The sequence below is a fragment of the Pseudomonas sp. M2 genome, from assembly GCF_015751845.1.
GTDB lineage: Bacteria > Pseudomonadota > Gammaproteobacteria > Pseudomonadales > Pseudomonadaceae > Aquipseudomonas > Aquipseudomonas putida_E.
In genome coordinates this window covers 4,635,633-4,656,106 of sequence record NZ_JADOUD010000001.1, presented here as the reverse complement: position 1 = coordinate 4,656,106, position 20,474 = coordinate 4,635,633, and the positions used below count along the sequence as shown (strand labels likewise).

Below are 20,474 nucleotides of genomic sequence, written 5' to 3'. Positions count from 1 at the left end.
TTTATTGATTCCGGGTTTAATCTGCGCACCGTTCCGTTTAGCCAACTACCTACCCGGTGATAACAACATGGCAACCACCACACTTGGCGTAAAGCTTGACGACGCCACTCGCGAGCGACTCAAACAGGCTGCACAACAAATCGCCCAGACGCCGCACTGGATGATCAAACAGGCCATTTTCAACTACCTGGAGCAGATCGAAGGCGGCATGACGCCCGCTCGGCAGGCTGGCCTGGCCGCTGTTGCAGGCGAAGAACAGGCAGAACACCTGGATGAGGGCGCCTTGCAGGTATTTCTCGACTTCGCCGAAAGCGTCCTTCCGCAATCGGTGCTGCGAGCTGCCATCACCGCCGCCTACCGCCGCCCCGAAGCGGACGCCGTACCGATGCTGCTGGAGCAGGCGCGCCAGCCGGCAGAGATGGCGAAAGCGTCTCACCAGTTGGCTTACAGCATCGCCCAGAAGCTGCGTAACCAGAAAAGCGCCGGCGGCCGTCAGGGGCTGGTACAAGGCCTGCTGCAGGAGTTCTCGCTGTCGTCGCAGGAAGGGGTGGCATTGATGTGCCTGGCCGAGGCCCTGCTGCGCATCCCCGACAAGGGCACCCGTGACGCCTTGATCCGCGACAAGATCGCCAATGGCAATTGGAGCCAGCACCTGGGGCAGAGCCCGTCGATGTTCGTCAACGCCGCCTCGTGGGGCCTGCTGATCACCGGCAAACTGGTGTCGACCCACAATGAGACAGGCCTGTCGTCCTCACTCAACCGCATCATCAGCAAGAGTGGCGAACCACTGATTCGCAAGGGTGTGGACATGTCCATGCGCCTGATGGGCGAGCAGTTCGTCACCGGTGAAACCATCGGCGAGGCCTTGGCCAACGCGGCACGTCGTGAAGCAAAAGGCTTCCGCTACTCCTACGACATGCTGGGTGAAGCCGCACTGACCGAGCACGACGCGCAGAACTACCTTGCCGCCTACGAACAAGCGATCCATTCCATCGGCAAGGCCTCGCACGGGCGCGGCATCTATGAAGGCCCGGGCATCTCGATCAAGCTGTCGGCGCTGCACCCGCGGTACAGCCGCGCCCAGTACGAGCGCGTGATGGAAGAGCTGTACCCGCGCCTGTTGTCGCTGACCCTGCTGGCCAGGCAGTACGACATCGGCCTGAACATCGACGCTGAAGAGGCCGACCGCCTGGAGCTGTCGCTCGACCTGCTCGAGCGCCTGTGCTTCGAGCCATCACTGGCCGGTTGGAACGGCATCGGCTTCGTCATCCAGGCCTACCAGAAGCGCTGCCCGTACGTGATCGACTACGTCATCGACCTGGCCAAGCGCAGCCGCCACCGCCTGATGATCCGCCTGGTCAAGGGCGCCTATTGGGACAGCGAGATCAAGCGCGCCCAGATCGACGGCCTGGAAGGCTACCCGGTCTACACCCGCAAGGTTTACACCGACCTGTCCTACATTGCCTGCGCCCGTAAGCTACTGTCGGTACCGGAGGCCATCTACCCGCAGTTCGCCACCCATAATGCTCACTCACTGGCGGCCATTTACCATATCGCCGGGCAAAACTACTACCCGGGTCAATACGAATTCCAGTGCCTGCATGGCATGGGCGAGCCACTGTACGAGCAGGTGGTGGGCAAAGTGGCCGATGGCAAGCTGAACCGCCCGTGCCGCATCTATGCACCGGTCGGCAGCCACGAGACCCTGCTGGCCTACCTGGTGCGCCGCCTGCTGGAAAACGGCGCCAACACCTCGTTCGTCAACCGTATCGCCGATCGCTCCATTAGCCTTGATGAGCTGGTCGAAGACCCGGTGCTGCAGGTAGAGAAGATGGCCGGTCAGGAAGGCGCGCTAGGCCTGCCGCACCCGCGCATCCCGCTTCCGCGCAACCTGTATGGCACCACCCGCCTCAACTCCGGCGGCCTTGACTTGTCCAATGAGCACCGGCTTGGCTCATTGTCCTCGGCGCTGCTCGCCAGCGCCAACCAGCCCTACACTGCCGGGCCAACGTCAAGCAACGATTGCAGCCACCCGCGCACCGTCACCGCCGTGCGCAACCCGGCGGATCATCGCGACCTGATCGGTCAGGTGTACGAAGCCAACGAAAGCGATGTGCAAAACGCCATTCTGTGCGCCCAGGCCAGCGGCCCGATCTGGCAGTCGACCCTGCCCGCCGAGCGCGCGGCCATTCTGGAGCGCGCCGCCGACCTGATGGAAAGCGAGATGCAGCAACTGATGGGCCTGCTGGTACGCGAGTCTGGCAAGACCTTCAGCAATGCGATCGCCGAAGTCCGTGAAGCGGTCGATTTCCTGCGCTACTACGGTGCCCAGGCTGGCAGCTTCAGCAACGACAGCCATCGCCCACTGGGCCCTGTGGTGTGCATCAGCCCTTGGAACTTCCCGCTGGCGATATTCAGTGGCCAAGTCGCCGCCGCCCTGGCCGCTGGCAACACAGTGCTGGCCAAACCTGCCGAGCAGACGCCGCTGATCGCGGCCCAGGCCGTGCGCATCCTCCATGAAGCCGGCGTGCCGACCGGCGTCGTGCAACTGCTGCCAGGCCGGGGCGAGACCGTTGGGGCGAGCCTGGTCGGTGACAGCAAAATCAGGGGGGTAATGTTCACCGGCTCCACCGAGGTCGCCGGCATCCTCAGCCGCAACCTTGCCGGCCGCCTGGATGGCCAGGGCCAGACGCTGCCGCTGATCGCCGAAACAGGCGGCATGAACGCCATGATCGTCGACTCCTCGGCACTGGCCGAACAGGTGGTCGTGGATGTCATCAGCTCTGCGTTCGATAGCGCCGGCCAGCGCTGTTCAGCGCTGCGGGTGCTGTGCGTGCAGGCAGACGTGGCCGACCACGTCTGCCAGATGCTGCGTGGTGCGATGGCCGAATACCGCGTCGGTTCGCCAGAGCGCCTGGATACCGACATAGGCCCGGTGATCGACCGCGAAGCCCGGGACAACATCGTCAACCACATCGAGCACATGCGCCGTAAAGGCCGTACCGTCTTCCAGGCTGCCCGGGCCGACGGCCAGGTGCTGCAACGGGGAACGTTCGTGCTGCCGACCCTGATCGAACTGGACAGTCTCGACGAACTGGAACGGGAGATCTTCGGCCCCGTGCTGCATGTGGTGCGCTACGAGCGCAGCCAGCTCAACCAACTCTTGGAGCAGATCAACGCCAGCGGTTACGGGCTGACCCTTGGCGTGCATACCCGCATCGACGAGACCATCGCCCAGGTGGTCGATACCGCCCGCGTGGGCAACCTCTACGTCAACCGCAACATCGTCGGGGCCGTGGTCGGCGTACAGCCGTTCGGCGGTGAAGGGCTGTCCGGCACCGGCCCGAAGGCAGGTGGCCCGCTGTACCTGTATCGCCTGCTCGCCACCCGCCCGCACGATGCCGTGGCGCAGGCCCTGGCTGACGGCGATGGGCATGCGGTTGCAGCCCCCACAGACCTGGAAAATGCGCGCACGGCCTTTGCCGCTTGGGCCGAGCAGAAAGAACCGGAAATCGCCAACCTGTTCGCCCGCTATCTGGAGCAGTCGCAAAGCTACACCACTCACCTGCTCGCCGGCCCCACCGGTGAGCGCAACAGCTACACCCTGCTGCCGCGGGAGGTGGTGCTGAACCTGGCCGAAAACCGCCTGGACCTGCTCGCCCAACTCGCCGCCAGCCTGGCGGTCGGCAGCCGCGCGCTATGGCTCGATAGCCATCAGGCCCTACGCGCAGAACTGCCAGCATCGGTGCAAGCGCGCATCGACAGCATCAGCGACTGGACCGACCCGGACGCCCATTTCGACGCGATTCTGCACCATGGCGATAGCGATCAATTGCGCCACGTCAGCCAGCTGTCTGCACGGCGCCGCGGCGCCATCGTCGGCGTGCACGGCCTGGGGCGGGGAGACACTGACATTCCACTGGAACGCCTGCTGATCGAGCATGCCCTTAGCGTCAACACAGCTGCGGCCGGTGGTAACGCCAATCTCATGACCATCTGCTAGGCCCACGATCGGAACTGGCGCAGCGCATCCTTGCGCTGCGCACCTTCGCACCACCACGAGGAACAACCATGAACGCACTTTTCCTGGGCTACGGCCGCATGGGCAGCGCCATTGGCCAAGCCTGGCTCAAGGCCGGCCTGGTCAACCATGTCAGCGCCGTTGACCCCTATCTGCAAACAGCCAGCCAAGTCACCCTCTACAGCAACGTCGAAGCCCTGCCTGCACTGCCTTTTGACATTATCGTGGTGGCGGTCAAGCCGAACTACGCGTGCGAGGTACTGGCCGCCCTACCCCGCGCAGTACGCGAGCACGCCGTGGTGATTTCTGTCGCAGCAGGTGTACCCCATGACAAGCTCAGCCTGGCACTGGGCCACAGCTGCCCGGTGGTACGCGCGATGCCCAACACGCCGGTACTGGTCAACGCGGGCTGCACCGGCCTGTTCGCCACCCCTGACCTGGATGCAAACCTGCGCGAGCGGGTGACTCGGCTGTTCGAAGCCGTCGGTAGCGCCAGCTGGGTGGAGCACGAGGGCCTGCTGGATGCCGTGACGGCGTTGTCCGGCAGCGGCCCTGCTTACTACCACCTTTTCAGCGAAGCCCTCGCCGCAGCAGGTGTAGCACTTGGCCTGAGCCCGGAACTGGCAAAGACCCTGGCAGCGCAGACAGCGCTGGGTGCCGCGGCGCTGCAAACCCAGCCAGGCGCAGACTTTGTAGAGTTGCGCACCGCAGTCACCTCGCCCAATGGCACCACGGCGGCGGCGATCGCCTCGTTTGAACACAATGACGGCTTGCGTCGGTTGGTCGACGCCGCCGTGCAGGCCGCACATTCCCGTTCACAAGCACTCTCACGCGAGTCCTGAAAGCCCCGGGCAGCGGGCGGCCGGCAGGACGCCAACGCTGCTCCACCTAGCCGATGTGCATAGCCTATGAAGCTCCATCAACTGAAAGTGTTGGTCACCATCTGCGAGAGCGGCAGCTTTCAGGAAACCGCACGCTTGCTGCATCTTTCCCAGCCCGCGCTCTCCAGGACCATCAAGGAACTAGAGACGTCCCTGGGGGTGCCGCTGCTGGTACGCTCCAACCGCGGCATCACCACCACCGAGTACGGCGAACGCCTGGTGCGCAGGGCGCGCCTGATGCTTGAAGAGGCCAGCCGCGCCCGTGAAGAGATTGCGGCGCTCAAGGGCCAAACCCATGGCCGGGTTTCGATCGGCCTGTCACCGGCGACACCCAGGGCGCAGGTGATCGCAGCCATAAATCAGTACAGCGAGCGCTACCCACTGGTGCGCCTGCGCATTCACGAGATGCGCCCCTCAAAACTGATGGAAAGCCTGCGTGAAGGGCAGGTGGACCTGGCATTGTCATGCCAGCCGGCAAGCCGCTACGGCGATGGGTTTCAATGGACCGAGCTGTACAATCAACCCACCGCGCTGGCTGTGCGCAAAGGCCACCCGCTGCGCAAGGTACGCTGTCTTGAGCAGCTACGCGAACAACGCTGGCTGTTGCAGGAGCCGCTGGAAAGTTCTCAGATCGGCATGATGTTCGAGCAGTATCGGCTTGCGCCACCTGAAAACATCCTTGAGTGCTCCGCCGGGATCATCTTCTGCGAACTGGCGCGCGCCACTGATGTGATCAGCTATTGGCCGCTTCGCATGCTCGACTACGTCAACCGCACCGACCAGGGGTTGGAGATACTGAACCTTGAGGAGCAAGTGCCCGCGCTCAATATCTCACTGGTTTATCGAAACCAGGAACTGCTCACGCGCGAAGCCCGGCTGCTTGCTGATGAGCTCGAGTATGTGTTCATCAACCCTCGGGCACCTAAGTACAACGATGATTACTGTTGACGGGGGTATGCCTTGATGCCGGTCAGTCAAGCGATTGGGGCCGCTTTGCGGCCCATCGCCGGCAGGCCAGCTCCCACGGCTACAGCGCATACCCACGAAGTGACAATAGGTCCTCCCCCAGCGTAGTTTGCCGGGAAAGCACAGGGCAGAGCCTGACCGGCCTCAGTCGGTAACCTGCTCCGCTGTGCTATCGGCGGTAGAGGCCGGGGCACTCGCTTCTGACTTCACACGCTTGCGTCGGCCCTGGCTACGTTGGCGCGAAGCTTGTTGCTTGGCATGCAGCGCCTGAGCGGCGGTCACAATGCCAGACGGTTGCCCATTCAAGTCCAGGCGCGGCGCATTCTCCACCATGGCTGCCCAGTATCGAGCTCCCTTGCACCAGGTAGAAATACCCAGCTTGAGCTGTTCGCGGGTCAAGCCGAGCAGTTCGAGGTGCTGCTCGGCATCCTTGAAAATACCCTCCTTGAGCGGCACCTTGGGCGCCGGATTGACGGGGAAGGCCAAGGGAAAATGCTTCTGCAAGGGCCAGATCGCTTGCACTGCCGGATCAAGGTCGCGAGGCTTCGCCTGCGGGGAAGGCTTACGCTTGGGGTGTTTACCACCCTCAGCCTTTACCTGCTCTTTTTCCGACCGGAGACGGTCACGTAGCTCTGCTAGTTGTTCAAAACCCATCGTTCAATTCACTGCTTCGAAGTTGATTGCGTGGCGTAAGGATATGCCATGCACGCCTTGAAAGCAGCTAGAACAGGATGAGTCGCCGCTGGATCGGTCCCGAGACTATGCATTCAGAGCCCGTTTCAACACTTCGTAGATCTTGCTGTCGCCAGATTGAGCGACGTTGAAACGCAGAAAATCTCCCGCAGTCATGGACTGGCTGAAAGCATTTCCGGGCGCGAGCACCACTGCGTCCTTCAAACAAGCTCTGGCCAGCGTCGCTGCATCCTTACCCTGAGGGAGTTGGCACCACACGTACATGCCTGCCTGGGGAACCATCCAAGGCTTGATACCAATCGCCTGAAGCCTCGCTACTGTTTTGCCCATTTCCTGGGCTAACCTGAAGCGGACACCTTCCATGTGCTTTCGGTACCCGCTATCGGTAATGGCTTGATGAACGATGTCCGCAGCCATGCGCCCACCCCCGAATGTGGTCGCAATCTTGAGGTCGACCAGGCTCTCGATCCACTCCCTGCGCGAAGCGATGTAGCCGCATCTGATTGAAGCGGAAATGGTCTTGGAAAAACTACCGATTTGGATCACACGAGCGAGGCCATCGAAGGCAGACAGTCGTGGCGCGGGGGTACTCTCGAAATCGCCGAAGATGTCGTCCTCGACAATTACCAGGCTGGAGGTGTCGGCCAGCTTTAGCAGCCTGTGTGCTGTGACTGGTGACAAGGTGGCCCCGGTCGGGTTGTGGATGCCGGAGTTCGTTATGTACAACCGCGGCGCGTGCTCGCGCAGGGCAGCGCCGAACGCCTCGATGTCTGGACCCGTTGCGGTGTAGGGGACTCCGACGATGTTCACCCTATGTGCTTTGAGTAATGCGTGAAAATTGAAATAACAGGGATCGTCGACCAGGACAGTGTCACCCGGTTGCAGCAGAAAACGGCAGATCAGGTCGATAGCATGAGTGCCGGACTCAGTGAGCATGATCTGTTCCAGAGGGGCTTCGATACCAACGCCTGCCAGTCGTCGCGACAAGAATTGCCTGAGAGGCGGATGCCCAAGCGGTGAAGCGTACTCAGTCAATTTCGACGTGTCAGAACGCGCAACCATTCGAAGAGCTTTACGCAAGCCTGCTTCGTACAGCCAGGATGCGGGCAGCCACCCGCATCCTGGTTTCAACGCATCACTGGAAGTTTCCAGAGACTGGCGCGAGATCCACAGCGGGTCGACATCACGATCAAGTTTGGGGCCGAGCTCGGTCAGGGCCAATGGCGCAACTGGGCCAGCCACGTAAAAACCGGAGCCAGGGCGAGCGCTAAGTACACCTTCTGCGGTTAACCGTTCATAGGCCTCCAGGACGGTAGAAACCGATACTTGCATGCTCTGAGCCATTGCGCGAACTGAAGGAATTCTCGCACCTGGTGTGTAGCTTCGAGAGGCTATCCTGGCCTGGACCTCCCCCATCACAGCTCGGATTCGCGTTCCGTCCCGTTTCATCGCACCCTCAACTGTGCTGGATTCATATGCATAACAGTTCGGTTGAATTGTAGTGGAGTGTACATGGCCTTGGTGAGCCCGTCAGTGATGTACTGAGCCCTGGCTTATCGAGGACGCACCGATGGAAAAAACAACAAGCGGATGGATAAACGGCTTCATAGGCGTCGCCATCTTTGCCGGCTCGTTGCCGGCCACCCGCGTGGCAGTGACGGCCTTCGAGCCTACGTTTCTGACCTGTGCCAGGGCAACCATTGCCGCGCTGTTGGGTGCGCTGTTCTTGATCGTGCTACGCCAGCCGCGACCCAAGCGCGGTGACCTGTCGTCACTGGCTGTAACAGCGCTTGGCGTCGTTATCGGTTTTCCGCTGCTGACGGCACTGGCCCTACAGCACGTCACTTCTGCCCATTCCATCGTTTTTGTCGGGCTGCTGCCATTGTGTACCGCAGGGTTCGCCGTTCTGCGCGGCGGCGAGCGACCTGGGCCACTGTTCTGGTTGTTCTCGTTGTTCGGTGCTGGGCTAGTCGTTGGCTATGCGTTGATGAATGGAGGAGATGCGTCGGCGCTAGGAGACCTGCTGATGATGGCTGCGGTAGTTGTTTGTGGGTTGGGCTATGCGGAAGGGGCGCGTCTGTCACGGACTCTCGGGGGCTGGCAGGTGATCAGTTGGGCATTGCTGGTAGCGTTGCCGTTCATGCTGCTGCTGACTATCGTCAATCTCCCAGCGCCCGATGCCTTCGCCCGAGTTAGCGCCCCTGCGTGGTTCAGCTTCGCCTACGTTTCGCTGTTCAGCATGCTGATCGGGTTTGTGTTCTGGTACAAAGGGCTCGTTCAGGGCGGCATTGCGGCAGTGGGCCAACTGCAACTCTTTCAGCCGTTCATGGGGCTTGGACTGGCCGCGTTGCTTCTGCACGAGCAAGTCAGCTGGGTGATGCTCGTCGTAACGCTGGGTGCTGTCATCTGTGTTGCCGGGGCAAAGAGATACGCCCAGTAGTAGTGTGGGAGCGATCAACCTCTATCGAAACTGCTGTGAAGCGCTGGCGATACGCTGGTACTTACGCAGCTGCCGGTTGACGCTGCGGATATCCAGAAAGAATATCTCTGCGCTGCGCCATAGCAGCATCCAAGCGGTGACGGTAACGACTCCCACGGGGATGGTGCCTTCAATGCCCAGCGCCGTGCCTGCGAGCACCAAGGCTAGCGCCAAGCCCAGGAGTGTCAGCGCTACCAGCCGCTGCGTGCGGATATCCCCACTGAGCTGTTCGCTCTTTTGTGCAAAGGTATTTCTGATGGCTTGCTGCAGGCGTTCTCGCTCCTCTTCCGGGCAGCGGATCTGCAGACTCAGCGCTGGGTGATACCAGGCACTATCTGACAGGTATTCCACCAGCTCGGGGCTTAGCTTGGGATTGTCCGGCGAGGCAAATGGATTGAGGTAATCCGGGGTGATCGTCAGATCGATGTTTTTAGTCATGACGAACCTCTAGCTGGTTGAGTTGTGTCATCACGCTCTGCGGGGTGGACAGTTGTCAGCTGGCGGCGCATACGCGGATGCCTCTGCGTGCGACCGTAAGTAAGCCAGCGAAATCGCCCCGATTGAATCGATCGACAGGTCGTTAGCCGCTCTCCATCAACCGTAGCACTGGATCGGGAGAGGCCATCCACTACCGGCCGCTTTCGACGCAAAGCAGACAGCGATCCCAAGCTCTGTGGTCAGTTCCGGCCTCATCGCCGGCAAGCCGGCTCCCACTGGAATATCTCCAGCCTTGAGGCATGCGCTGTACGTGTGGGAGCCGCGCTTGCCGGCGATGGGCCGCGAAGCGGCCCCGGTTACAGATGTCTGCTTCGGGTCCAGGCTGTGTGAAAACGCTTGGCGCGATCCGGCTGGTTAGAAAATGACCAGAATTTCGCGCTCCTGCGCGAAATCTGGGTTAGCTGAATAACCAAGCCATTTCAGATTTCACGTACGCTCGCGATCTTCAGAGACCCGTTTGGGTTTTCACACAGCCTGGGCCGAAAGCGGGCGGTCACGACTGGCAGCTGGCCATAGAGGACGCACCTGTGCTGATTGGGGAGCTTGAGGAAAAGCAAAGCAGTGCGTGCTTCAGGATCAGCGCGGGAACAGCAGCGTCACAGCAAAGCGAAAGCCCCAACCTTCCGGGCCATTATCCGGTGAATCGAGCCAGTAACGTGGCCCGGCTTGGAGGGTGATGGGGTGGCCACCAACTTTCAGTAACTGGGTTACCGTCAGGTTGACCGGAATGGCCCATTCTTTGGATTGCCAGTCGTAGGTCGATTCACTGTTGATGCCAAATGTGGTCAACGAGCTGTTCGTGTATGAAAGAAACGGCTGCATGAAGGTCTGGTTTACCTTCTCCTTACCATCTGCGGGGCTGCCCTCTAGCCCCCAGATATGGTTAGCCAGTATCCCGTGCGTCCAACCGTTGGCTTGCTTCAAGGCTACCGCAGTTGGTCCGAGCCCCCATTGTTCACTGCTCAGCACGTCGTTGCTGCCCGTTGGTATCAATAGCGCCGGGCCTGCGCCGAGTATCCAGCCACTGGCAGTGGGTTGTTTCGGTGAGAAGAAAAAACTCTGGGTGACATCGCCTACGCCAGAGGTGTCCGCCGCGCCACCCAGGCCGTGCTGGTCGACGACTGGCAGGATAGTCCTGGAGATCAGGTTCCAGTCATCATTCAAGCTGAAAGGCAGAACGGGCTGGATGTTGGTCAGGCTGCGCTTGCCATCGCCGTCGGGGCCCATTTTCTGGTCCCAATTATATTGCACCGGCAAGCTGTACATGGCCGCAACCGGGTTCAGCGCTTTCTTGGCAAGCTCTGCCGAGTCCTCTGCTTGCCCTTGCCCGGTGTGCCCCAGCAACGCAAGTGCGTAAAGCGGGTAGCATTTCCTTTTCAACATTGTATCTCCCGTCAACTGAAAGCCACGTCGTTTTGAGCGGCCCGGGTTTTCGGCGATCAAGCGTGATTCGACATCTCGGTCTGCTTTGGCGGCAGCGGGCCAATGAACATTTGCTTTAAGCGCTTGCGGCCAATGACGCGTGCCAGTTCCGCGATGACGCAATACATGAATATCAATGTGATCAGTAAGATCTGAACTGCCCAGAAACGAGGCCAGTTCATCGATGACCATAACAGCGCATTCGCATCGAGCAGGCCGGGCGCCTCTTTCCAGTAGTCATACAGACGCTCCAAGTAATGAACGATCAGTGCGACCAAGGCATACATGAGTGTTTTCCAGGTGACGTTCCAGATCAGCGGCTTGTCGGGAAACCGATTGATGAAGGGCAGCATATCGGCAACCAGAACAGACTTGCCCAATATGAGAGCGGCGATCAGTACCGACGCTGAGACAGGCAGCTCCACCCCTGACCCTTTGATCATGAGCGCGCGGATCAGGGCAACGATGTGCAGAATCACGAAGAAAAACACGGTGGGAGGAAGCACTTTCAGGAATTCATGTTTAATTTTGAGCATGACCGTATTCATCGGGGCATCCTTAGGCCATCAAATCTCGGCATGAAATTGCGGTGCCCCCTGGCGCACATCCACGGCAGGGGGAACCTGGGGGCTACTTCTTCAGGGCCTGGAATGAACTGACCATGTCCCTGGCCCAGCCATCGAGCACGGCGCGGGCGTCCGAGGCCTGCATGATTTGCGAGGAATTGTCCAGTTCAGCGCCTGCACCTTTGCGCACCACTGCGGCCACCACCTCATTGGTACTCCCGTCAAGGAATGCAGCCTCGGTAGCCACGCTGGTGTCTTGGTCGCGAATACCCGTGGCCGTACTGATGCCGGCTGCCACAAGCGCGATCGGGATCACCTCATACGGGCGCAGCCCCTTGGTTTTGGCACTCACCCCAGTGATCGCCGGGCGCACCACCAGTACACCTGGCCCGGGGCTCGTAGCAAGCGGCAGGACCTTGGAAAACTGGTTTTTCAACGACTGATCGTAATACTGGGTTATGCCTTGCAAGGTTTGCTGCGGAATCTTCGCGGTTGGTTGCGGCTTGGGGTAAAACTGGCTGGGTTCGACATACACGCTGGTAAATTGGTTGGCATCAATGCCAGGCTTGATCCAGCGCGTAACCTTCGCGCCCGAAGGCGATTCATCCTCCTTGAGCTTGCTGTAGTCCTTCAGAAACCCGGAGTATTCGTCGGGCTCAACGTATTTGCTCGCACAACCATGCAGTAAAAGCGATGTGAGACACACCGTTGCAATAAGCGCCTTACTTTTCATGCAACTTCTCCTTCCACGTATAAGCATTGTCCAAGGATCAAAACCTTCAGAATCGCCAAGTCGCACCGCCACCGATGATGTGCAAGGCGGCGTTATCGAAAGTACCTGACAACGTGTCGCCGGAGCGTGCCTTGGTCTGCTCCACGTCCATGTCGCCGAGCCAGACCAATGTGTAAGCCAGATGCAGGTCCAATCCTTCTTCCACCTGATAGTTCACCCCGGTTGCGAAGCGCCACGCCTCCCCCATCGGGTTGTCCACGGTGCGATCCTTGTCATCCACGGCCGAACTGTCATACCCCACCCCAAAACTCCAGCGCAGCTGGCGGGTCGCCTGATACTGGGCACCCACCGAGGCGTGCCAGGTGTCCTTGTACTTGCGATCGACCGTGCGGCTAACCCCGGCGGCATTGGCATCCACCTCTACCCCGATGTCACCGAACTCGCTCCAGTCCTGCCAACCCAGGCTTCCCAGCAATGTCCACTGCTCGTCCAGCTGGTGGGCCACGCTGAATGTCGCGGTCTGCGGCACGTTCATGTCCAGTTCCAGCGTGTCCACCGCCAGGCGGTTGAGTGCGGCATTGATGAGGGGGTTGTTGATATCGCTGACATGTGGACTGTCCTCGAACTCCAGCTTCACCTTGCTGGTGTAGGCCAGGCCAATCCGTGTGCGGGGGGCGAGCTGGTAGAGCAGGCCCAGGTTCACGCCAATGCCGAAGTCAGTGTCCTTGTATTCGAGCTGGCCATCGGGGCGCTCGACCAACCCGAGCAGGCTGTTGTTGATGGCCACCTCGGTGCGGTAATAGCCGAGCATCATGCGTGGGCCGATGCCGACGGTAAGGTCATCGGTGAACTTGTACGCAAAGGTGGGTTGGAACGAGACGCCAATCACCGCCGATTCCTGGGTGAAGTAGCGCCCGGCCCAGTCATCGTCGTAGTCCAGCGCCAAGCCGAAGTTACCGTACATGCCGAACCCGATGGCTGAGCGGTCATCGAGCTGGTGGCTGATGAACAAGCTGGCGCCCGGCAGGTATTGCAGAGCGTTACCGCCCTCGTTGCCATCGAACTGGTTGCTGCTGTCACGTGAATAGCGCAGGTCGCCGAGGATAACCTGGGCATTGGCGCTGATCTGCGTGCCAGGCAGCAGGGCGATGCCTGCGGGGTTGGACATCAACACGCTGGGGTCGGTGGCGAGCGCAGCCGAGCCAGCATTGGCCAGGCCGTTACTTTCCTGGCCGGCTTCATAAATGAAGATGCCTCCGGCAGACACGTTGGTGCTGTGAGCAAACAACAGAATAAGCGTTGCAGGCATCCACCATTTGGTGTGATCCATACGATTCGTCGTGGTCATAGTCCCTGACTCCTCACTTTGAAAAGAGCAGGACACCGATGGCTCGATGTCCTGCTTGACGCAACCTGCGCCAAGGGAGCAATCAAGGTGTAACGATCGGGAACCAGAAGTCGAAGTTGTCCATGTAGCTCATCAGCTCCTCAAGCTTGCCTTCGGCACCCTCGACTTTGACGTCACCTGCGCCCACCGCGTCCTTGAGCGTGGTTTCCTTGAGCATCAGTTTGTTCAAGGTGTCGCGCGTCAGGCTGACCGTGGCGTCGGCGTTCTCGGCTTGCGAGCCTTCGGTGTGGTTGAGCACGCCATTGACCATTTCCACCAGGTATTTCTGCTTAAGGTCGGTGAAGTCGAAGTTAAGGGTAATGTGCTTGTCTTCGACCTCCGGCCCTTTCAGGCGCATGGCCAGGTAGTCGAAGAACAGGTCAAGGTCCATCGCCCGGACCGTATCGGGGCTGGCCGTGTCTGGCGTCGGCAACTGTTTCACGCCATCGCGCAATTCCTTGGCGCCGGTGAGGTAGAAGTTGCGCCATGGTCCACTTTCAGCCTGGTAACCCAACTGCTCGAGTGTGTCGGCTTGCAGGTTTTTCGCTGCCTGGTTGTTGGGGTCGGCGAAGACCACTTTGTTGACCACCTCGGCTACCCAGCGGTAGTCACCCTTGTCGTAGTACTCCTTGGCCTTCTTCAGCACCGCGTCGGCGCCGCCCATCATCTCGACGTAGCGCTTGGACGATTCTTCAGGCGGCAATTCATGCAGCGTCGCCGGGTTGCCGATGAACCAGCCCATGTACAGCACATAGGTGGCCTTGACGTTGTGGTTCAAAGCCCCGTAATACCCACGGTTGGAGAAGCGCGAAGCGATCGATTTCGGCAGCTTCACCTGCTCGGCAATCTCGGTCATGGTCAGGCCCTTGTTGGCCAAGCGCAGCGTTTCATCGTTGATGTAGCGGTACATGTCCCTCTGCGACGACAGTTGCTCCTTGACCTCCTTGTTGCCCCACACCGGCCAATGGTGCATGGCATACATGACCTGGACGTCTTTGCCCCACATCTTCAGCGCTTGGTTGAGGTACTTGGACCACGGCAACGGCTCGCGAATTTTTGCTCCGCGCAGCGAATAGGTGTTGTGCATGGTATGGGTGGAGTCTTCGGCCGTGTTGAGGGCTTTTTTCTCGTGGATGTAATAGAGCATCTCGGCTGGCGCCTCGCTGCCCGGCGCGTAGAGAAACTCGTAGGTCAGCCCATCGATCGTGCGCTTCTCGCCGGTTTTCTCGATGATGTCGGTCGGCGGGATCAGGGTGACCGTGCCGGCAGAAGTCGTGGTGCCCAACCCTGCGCCCAGTTGGCCCGTTTCGTTCGGCGGCAGCAGGTTGCCGTACATGTAACTGGCCCGGCGGCTCATGGCGGTGCCGGCCATCACGTTCTCGGCAACGGCGTGCTCCAGGAAGCCTTTGGGGGCATAGACCTTGACCTTGCCTGCCTTGACATCCTTCTCGTCGATCACACCACGAACACCGCCGTAATGGTCGACGTGACTGTGCGTGTAAATCACTGCGACCACGGGTTTCTTCGGCCGATGCTGATAGTAAAGGTCGAGTGCGGCCTTGGCAGTTTCCGCCGAAATCAACGGATCAAAGATGGTGATGCCTTCCTTGCCCTCGACGATGGTCATGTTCGACAAGTCGTAGTTGCGTACCTGATAGATGCCATCGGTGACTTCGAACAGGCCGGAAATATTGATCAGCTGTGACTGCCGCCAGAGGCTGGGGTTGGTGGAAGCGGGTGCGGCCTCGCCTTCCTTGATGAAGTTGTACTTGGCCGGGTCCCAGATCAGGTTGCCCGAGGCGCCCTTGATCGGCTCTTTCGGAAGCGGGGCGATAAACCCTTTATGGGCCAGTTCGAAGGAGGTCTTGTCATTGAACGGCAACTCTTTGAGCAACGCATCGTTGGCTTCTTTGGTTGCTGCTGTTGCGGGTTTCGCTTTCTCTTCGGCCCACGTCTGTGATGCCATCGTGATGGCGGTGGCTAAAAAGAAGGTAGAGCTAAGCTTCCAGATTCTGCCCACCGAGGCAGTGCGGCCTTGGTTTCTGAACGTTTTTACGAACACAGTCATTGCCAGCTCCTTTTGACCAATGCGCTGTACCGATTCGGCAACTACCAGCCAGGATTTCATGTCGCTTAGAGAGAGTAGACGCGGATGAGAAGTTTTCCTCTTGACTCCAGTTAAAATATTGAAATCAACAGCCTGACAAGCCTCGATGGGCTACTTGCACTTGGGCACCTGTTTTCCATGCCCGGCATGTTGCTGGGCGCAGGCATGTCTGCATGGCTATTGGAGTAACGCATGAGCGCGACCTTACCAAGGCTTGTTGCAGGCATTGCATTTCTGGGAGCAGCCCTTGGCTTCATGATCGTCCAGATGTTCATGTGCACTATTGCGGGGCCCTGTCATTTGGCGTGTGGGGATGAGGGAATCTGGCCGTTCTCGCTTCTGCGAACCCACCCTACCCTCACTTTCCAGCTTGGACGCTCAGTTGAACGGGCGTGGTCTCGATTAATCGCTTTGAAAGAATCATCGACTGGGTCGCCGCCGCGTACTTCTGAAAATGCGCTGAGGCAATATGGCTCCGATAGGCTTCATCGCTCGCGTATATCTCGAAGAAGTGCAGCCGGTTCGGCTGGTCTTTCTCCGCCACCGAATAGATGGCCAGCACGCCAGGCTCAAGGCGGATCGACTCGGCCATTTCCTCTTTAACCGCCGCCTCGTATTCCTGCAGTTTGGCTGGGTCTATTTCAAGCTGGGCAATGCGCACTACCGTCTGCATGTCTTCTCCAAGCGCTTGAGCGGCGGTTAAGCAAGCCACTGCGCAGGCCCCTATCAAGGTCGGAATTTTCATCCTGTTTCCTCAGTGGCTGTGGGCAGCGATCTTGGCGGTGGCCAAGCCAATGCCGGACACCGCGCCGGTGACCAGTGCGACTTGGTTGCGAAATTCAAAGCTCATGGATGATCTCCGTTACAAAAATTTAACCAGATGGTTAGCAGCATATTCCGTCAAGGGCGTGCGGACTAGCCGGAGAAGGCAGGATGTTCCGATGAGCCAAGCTCATGAATGAGTGGGCTTATAATCAGACCGTTTCAGCAATTGATGAGCCCTACTCACAACTTCATGCGACCTGAGGCCGGTAGTCACCGCGTTTGCGCTGCACTAACTTGGCCACTGAATCGGCCATCACCTCAGGAGCCTGCTGATGCCAAAAATCGTTGCTGGGTTTGCCCTGGCTACTGTTCTGATCCCGGCGGCAGCCATCGCCTCCGACCCTGCACCCGATCAAACGATGCTGGTTGTAAGGAACGGTGAGCAGCCTTCCATCAACGGGCCGGCCACAAGCTTTGTCGGCAGCGCACGCATAGACCCGCTTTTTCCAGCCCGTGCGCCGTCCAGGGTTTCCGCTGGTTACGTCAATTTCCAACCGGGCGCACGCTCGATGTGGCACACCCACCCGCTGGGGCAAACCCTGGTGGTTACCGCCGGTACCGGCTGGGTGCAGCAAGCGGGCGGTAAAAAACAGCTGATCAAACCGGGGGATGTGATCTGGACGCCCCCTGGCGTCAAACACTGGCACGGCGCAACGGCTACCACCGGCATGACTCATATGGCCATTCAAGAGTCCCTCGACGGCAAGAACGTCGAATGGCTGGAACCCGTCAGCGAGGCGCAATACGAGGCCGCCGAATGAAACTGCTTAAGACCGCCCTCGCCTCGTTTTCCCTGTTGTTGGCCGCCTGCTCCACCGCCGACAAAACTACACCCACCGGCATTGCGCAAAGCCCCGGCGCACCGAGCCTGGACGACGTTCGCGCAGTCTCGCCCGCCTTGGCGCACAACACCGAGATGTTGCTGCTGGACGAAGTGTGGAAGCGACCAGGCCTTTCACCCCGCGACCGCAGCCTGATCACACTCGCGGTGTTGATCAGCCGTAACCAGACTGTAGAGTTGGCGTATCACTTGAATCTAGCCCTGGATAACGGCGTGAAACCGGCTGAGCTATCCGAACTGATCAACCATCTGGCCTTCTATTCCGGCTGGGCCAATGCCACTGCCAGCGTGGCAGCTGCCAAAGCGGTATTTGCCAGCCGAGGGATCGGGGCTGATCAGTTACCGCCGGTTGCACCTACGCGGCTGCCCATCAACGAAGCCGCCGAGAACGTGCGGGCGCAAGCGGTTGCCAACAATGTCGGCCCCGTCTCACCTGGGCTGGTGCACTACACCGGCGACGCGCTGTTCCACGACCTGTGGCTGCGGCCCGATCTGGCGCCCCGCGACCGCAGCCTGATCACCGTCAGCGCCCTGATTGCCAACGGCCAGGTGGCCCAGGTGACCTACCATCTCAATCGCGCAATGGACAACGGCCTGACCCAGCCAGAGGCCGCTGAAATGCTTACCCAGCTGGCGTTCTATGCAGGCTGGCCAAACGTGTTTTCTGCCGTGCCAGTCGTCAAAGATGTGTTCGCCACCCGTAACAAAGGCTGACCTCAAAAACGCTACCGCTTACTCGCCGGGCGCGCTTGGCAGGGCCTCGTGGTGCCGGGAGTAAGCCGGGCAAATGAGTCTTTTCATTGAGAACAGGCGCGCTTCGCCTGCTTGCGGTGTTTCAGCAAATCCAAACCGGCCTGATCAGGGGCTGATCGGCCCCAACGGCTGAACCTCGCGAATCAGATCAATCAACAGCCGCAAGCCCACCGGCAATTGCCGGTGGCTCGAGTAATACATATGAAAACCCGGTGCAACGCTGGACCAGTCATCCAGCACCGTTACCAAATCGCCACTGGCCACCAGCGGCGCGATCACTGGCTCCGGTGCGTACATCAACCCCGCGCCATGACGAATCAATGACACGCCAATGCGCGTCTCATCAATGGTAATCGCACCCGGAACAGCGATGGCCAACTGCTCGCCATCTTTCTCGAATTCCCAGTCGTACATATGGTCATTGCCCAGGCGAATGCGTAAGCAGCGGTGCTTAAGCAAGTCCTGCGGATGTTTCGGCTCGCCAAAGCGCTGAAGGTAGTTGGCAGTGCCCGCCACCACCCAGCGGATGTCCGGCGACAGGCGCTGGGCAATCATGTCTTCCGGCACCGTTCCACCGTAACGAATGCCCGCATCATGCCCACCACCAATAACATCTACCAAACGGTTGGTTACCGTCAGGTCGATTTCGATGTCGGGGTAGCGGTCATTGAAAAGGGGTAATACGGGGCCGAGCAGAAAGTCCGCGCCATCGCTCAAGGTATTCAAACGAATACGCCCGGTAGGCTCATCGCGGTAGCGATTGAGCACCTCCATCGCCTGGCCGATTTCATCGATAGGCCCACTGATCAGCGTATGCAACTCTTCGCCGGCGGCGGTCAACGTTACGCTGCGGGTGGTTCTGTTTAGCAGGCGAACACCAAGGCGAGTCTCCAGCCCCTTGATCGCATGGCTAAGTGCCGATGCGCTGATACCCACCTCAAGCCCGGCCCGGTTGAAGCTCTGGTGGCGGACGATGGCCAGGAAGTAGACGAAGTCGGCCAGATTGGCACGGCTGAGTTGCATGGGACGGCTCCTGCTGGCAAATACGTTTGCAGCAGTCTCTATACCAGCATTAGCGGCATTCGTTAATTGGAAGCAGATTGAGCGAGAACAATTGAATCGTGGGAACGATTACGGTCCATTCGCCCCTCCCCCCCAATGACCGGACGTATTCAGTGTTTCGCATAAAAACTCCAGTGCCCGCTGGAAGACCGGATGACAGTCGGCATAGGGAAGATTGTCGAGCGACGCCCAGAAAAACTCGATGAGGTGGCCATGGTCATCCAACGTCTGATGAACCCAGCACTCAGGCAGCACCCTCCCAGCGCGACAAAGGTGAAACGACCATACCTGATCTTGGTGGTCAGACTTCCAGCATCCCAGATCAAGCCCGATCACTGCGTCACTGATGCCGGACTCCTCTTGCAGCTCACGCAATGCAGCCGCACCAGGTGTTTCTCCATTCTCGATAGTGCCCTTCACCCGTTGCGTGCCAGCCAAAGGGTGCCTGAATAGGAGAATCTTGATGGGTAGCGAAGTCGAGAGAACTACGGGACAGGCCTTGTTGGGGTACATCGCAATCTCCCTATGCGGCATATAAGCTTGAGTGTTTGCTTTTGGCCGAATCTTAGCCTTCGTGACGGGCAGCTTCGGGTCGGTAGCGGTCAATCGCGACCGGCTGCTGTCGACCCAGGCTGTGTGAAAACCCAAACGGGTCTCTGAAGATCGCGAGCGTACGTGAAATCTGAAATGGCTTGGTTATTCAGCTAACCCAGATTTCGCGCAGGAGCGCGAAATTCTGGTCATTTTCTAACCAGCCGGATCGCGCCAAGCGTTTTCACACAGCCTGGACCCGAAGCAGACAGCGATCCAAAGCTCTGTGGTCAGTACTGGCCTCATCGCCGGCAAGCCGGCACCCACAGAATGGACTGCCCCAGGAAATCACCAGCCTTCAGGCATGCGCTGTACCTGTGGGAGCCGCGCTTGCCGGCGATGGGCCGCGAAGCGGCCCCGGTTACAGATGTTCCGGACGATGCGGGCAGACCATCTCTGCGTCGGAGGGATCAACAGGCCGACACTCCAGCCTGGGAAATCCTTCACATACTTGTGTTTCGATCATCGCTTTCCCAGCATCAGTAACATCGACTCATCGCGATCACTGGTTGACATAGACCGATCAGTCCCCCCACATTTTGAGCGCTGGAAACACCAAGAAATCAGATGTTCCCTCTTCCTTGTAGTCCATTTCCCAAACATACTCTCGCCGCACTTTTTCCGTTGCGGTCGCTTGGGCTGCATTCTA

Annotated in this window: 17 protein-coding genes; 6 read left to right on the top strand and 11 right to left on the bottom strand. The window is 59.5% G+C overall.

From position 1 onward, the window contains the following. Nucleotides 1-67 precede the first annotated feature (67 nt). From putA to IWW33_RS21675, 3 genes are all read left to right on the top strand, one after another. On the top strand, nucleotides 68-4,003 hold the full coding sequence (gene putA / locus IWW33_RS21685) for a trifunctional transcriptional regulator/proline dehydrogenase/L-glutamate gamma-semialdehyde dehydrogenase (protein WP_174141857.1): 3,936 nt from the start codon (nucleotides 68-70) through the stop codon (nucleotides 4,001-4,003). Between the two features lie 68 nt (nucleotides 4,004-4,071). Continuing rightward, nucleotides 4,072-4,863: a pyrroline-5-carboxylate reductase gene (gene proC / locus IWW33_RS21680; RefSeq protein WP_115274484.1), complete on the top strand. Its 792-nt coding sequence runs from the start codon at nucleotides 4,072-4,074 to the stop codon at nucleotides 4,861-4,863. A 66-nt stretch (nucleotides 4,864-4,929) separates the two neighbouring features. Then, entirely contained in the window at nucleotides 4,930-5,850 is a 921-nt protein-coding gene (locus IWW33_RS21675) for a LysR family transcriptional regulator (protein WP_119687279.1), read from the top strand. Between the two features lie 162 nt (nucleotides 5,851-6,012). On the opposite strand, the gene IWW33_RS21670 is transcribed toward IWW33_RS21675, so the two are convergent. Together IWW33_RS21670 and IWW33_RS21665 are read right to left on the bottom strand one after the other, a co-directional pair. Beyond that, entirely contained in the window at nucleotides 6,013-6,522 is a 510-nt protein-coding gene (locus tag IWW33_RS21670; protein ID WP_174141856.1) for a ProQ/FinO family protein, read from the bottom strand. A gap of 105 nt (nucleotides 6,523-6,627) precedes the next feature. Continuing rightward, complete coding sequence (locus IWW33_RS21665) at nucleotides 6,628-8,010, bottom strand: PLP-dependent aminotransferase family protein (protein WP_174141855.1); 1,383 nt, start codon at nucleotides 8,008-8,010, stop codon at nucleotides 6,628-6,630. A gap of 121 nt (nucleotides 8,011-8,131) precedes the next feature. Between IWW33_RS21665 and IWW33_RS21660 the strand changes: the two genes are divergently transcribed. Further along, entirely contained in the window at nucleotides 8,132-9,001 is an 870-nt protein-coding gene (locus IWW33_RS21660) for a DMT family transporter (RefSeq protein ID WP_119687282.1), read from the top strand. A gap of 21 nt (nucleotides 9,002-9,022) precedes the next feature. Here IWW33_RS21660 and IWW33_RS21655 read toward each other — a convergent pair whose 3' ends face one another. From IWW33_RS21655 to IWW33_RS21625, 7 genes are all read right to left on the bottom strand, one after another. Further along, nucleotides 9,023-9,478, bottom strand: a complete 456-nt coding sequence (locus IWW33_RS21655) for a hypothetical protein (protein ID WP_174141854.1) — start codon at nucleotides 9,476-9,478, stop codon at nucleotides 9,023-9,025. Between the two features lie 636 nt (nucleotides 9,479-10,114). Next, nucleotides 10,115-10,921, bottom strand: a complete 807-nt coding sequence (locus tag IWW33_RS21650) for a transporter (RefSeq protein ID WP_115274478.1) — start codon at nucleotides 10,919-10,921, stop codon at nucleotides 10,115-10,117. 56 nt (nucleotides 10,922-10,977) lie between these two features. After that, the gene (locus IWW33_RS21645) at nucleotides 10,978-11,508 is read right to left on the bottom strand and encodes a hypothetical protein (RefSeq protein WP_115274477.1); all 531 of its coding nucleotides are present in this window, start codon (nucleotides 11,506-11,508) and stop codon (nucleotides 10,978-10,980) included. 82 nt (nucleotides 11,509-11,590) lie between these two features. After that, a complete protein-coding gene (locus IWW33_RS21640; RefSeq protein WP_115274476.1) occupies nucleotides 11,591-12,259 on the bottom strand; it encodes a DUF3313 domain-containing protein in 669 nt (222 codons plus the stop codon). A 46-nt stretch (nucleotides 12,260-12,305) separates the two neighbouring features. Next, on the bottom strand, nucleotides 12,306-13,568 hold the full coding sequence (locus tag IWW33_RS21635; RefSeq protein ID WP_231386497.1) for an OmpP1/FadL family transporter: 1,263 nt from the start codon (nucleotides 13,566-13,568) through the stop codon (nucleotides 12,306-12,308). A 121-nt stretch (nucleotides 13,569-13,689) separates the two neighbouring features. After that, nucleotides 13,690-15,612, bottom strand: a complete 1,923-nt coding sequence (locus IWW33_RS21630) for an alkyl sulfatase dimerization domain-containing protein (RefSeq protein WP_115275519.1) — start codon at nucleotides 15,610-15,612, stop codon at nucleotides 13,690-13,692. Nucleotides 15,613-16,111: 499 nt separating this feature from the next. Continuing rightward, nucleotides 16,112-16,498, bottom strand: coding sequence for a putative quinol monooxygenase (locus IWW33_RS21625; RefSeq protein ID WP_174141852.1), 387 nt, complete (start codon nucleotides 16,496-16,498; stop codon nucleotides 16,112-16,114). Between the two features lie 439 nt (nucleotides 16,499-16,937). Here IWW33_RS21625 and IWW33_RS21620 point away from each other — a divergent pair, with 439 nt between their 5' ends. Continuing rightward, nucleotides 16,938-17,339 (top strand): cupin domain-containing protein, encoded by a 402-nt coding sequence (locus IWW33_RS21620; protein ID WP_085984893.1) that lies wholly within the window; start codon nucleotides 16,938-16,940, stop codon nucleotides 17,337-17,339. Next, nucleotides 17,336-18,133 carry a carboxymuconolactone decarboxylase family protein gene (locus tag IWW33_RS21615; protein WP_174141850.1) on the top strand — a complete coding sequence of 266 codons (798 nt, stop codon included), beginning with the start codon at nucleotides 17,336-17,338 and terminating at the stop codon, nucleotides 18,131-18,133. The genes IWW33_RS21620 and IWW33_RS21615 overlap by 4 nt, the downstream gene beginning before the upstream one ends. A 144-nt stretch (nucleotides 18,134-18,277) precedes the next feature. Here the strand turns inward: IWW33_RS21615 and IWW33_RS21610 are convergent, their stop codons facing one another. Beyond that, a complete protein-coding gene (locus tag IWW33_RS21610) occupies nucleotides 18,278-19,195 on the bottom strand; it encodes a LysR family transcriptional regulator (RefSeq protein ID WP_115274466.1) in 918 nt (305 codons plus the stop codon). Between the two features lie 108 nt (nucleotides 19,196-19,303). Then, nucleotides 19,304-19,747, bottom strand: a complete 444-nt coding sequence (locus IWW33_RS21605) for an NUDIX domain-containing protein (protein ID WP_174141849.1) — start codon at nucleotides 19,745-19,747, stop codon at nucleotides 19,304-19,306. Nucleotides 19,748-20,474: the final 727 nt, after the last annotated feature.

Bases quoted from the DNA above. Each gene is read 5' to 3' on its own strand.
- putA (WP_174141857.1), top strand. From the start codon at position 68: ATGGCAACCACCACACTTGGCGTAAAGCTTGACGACGCCACTCGCGAG.
- proC (WP_115274484.1), top strand. From the start codon at position 4,072: ATGAACGCACTTTTCCTGGGCTACGGCCGCATGGGCAGCGCCATTGGC.
- IWW33_RS21675 (WP_119687279.1), top strand. From the start codon at position 4,930: ATGAAGCTCCATCAACTGAAAGTGTTGGTCACCATCTGCGAGAGCGGC.
- IWW33_RS21670 (WP_174141856.1), bottom strand. From the start codon at position 6,522: ATGGGTTTTGAACAACTAGCAGAGCTACGTGACCGTCTCCGGTCGGAA.
- IWW33_RS21665 (WP_174141855.1), bottom strand. From the start codon at position 8,010: ATGAAACGGGACGGAACGCGAATCCGAGCTGTGATGGGGGAGGTCCAG.
- IWW33_RS21660 (WP_119687282.1), top strand. From the start codon at position 8,132: ATGGAAAAAACAACAAGCGGATGGATAAACGGCTTCATAGGCGTCGCC.
- IWW33_RS21655 (WP_174141854.1), bottom strand. From the start codon at position 9,478: ATGACTAAAAACATCGATCTGACGATCACCCCGGATTACCTCAATCCA.
- IWW33_RS21650 (WP_115274478.1), bottom strand. From the start codon at position 10,921: ATGTTGAAAAGGAAATGCTACCCGCTTTACGCACTTGCGTTGCTGGGG.
- IWW33_RS21645 (WP_115274477.1), bottom strand. From the start codon at position 11,508: ATGAATACGGTCATGCTCAAAATTAAACATGAATTCCTGAAAGTGCTT.
- IWW33_RS21640 (WP_115274476.1), bottom strand. From the start codon at position 12,259: ATGAAAAGTAAGGCGCTTATTGCAACGGTGTGTCTCACATCGCTTTTA.
- IWW33_RS21635 (WP_231386497.1), bottom strand. From the start codon at position 13,568: ATGCCTGCAACGCTTATTCTGTTGTTTGCTCACAGCACCAACGTGTCT.
- IWW33_RS21630 (WP_115275519.1), bottom strand. From the start codon at position 15,612: ATGGCATCACAGACGTGGGCCGAAGAGAAAGCGAAACCCGCAACAGCA.
- IWW33_RS21625 (WP_174141852.1), bottom strand. From the start codon at position 16,498: ATGAAAATTCCGACCTTGATAGGGGCCTGCGCAGTGGCTTGCTTAACC.
- IWW33_RS21620 (WP_085984893.1), top strand. From the start codon at position 16,938: ATGCTGGTTGTAAGGAACGGTGAGCAGCCTTCCATCAACGGGCCGGCC.
- IWW33_RS21615 (WP_174141850.1), top strand. From the start codon at position 17,336: ATGAAACTGCTTAAGACCGCCCTCGCCTCGTTTTCCCTGTTGTTGGCC.
- IWW33_RS21610 (WP_115274466.1), bottom strand. From the start codon at position 19,195: ATGCAACTCAGCCGTGCCAATCTGGCCGACTTCGTCTACTTCCTGGCC.
- IWW33_RS21605 (WP_174141849.1), bottom strand. From the start codon at position 19,747: ATGTACCCCAACAAGGCCTGTCCCGTAGTTCTCTCGACTTCGCTACCC.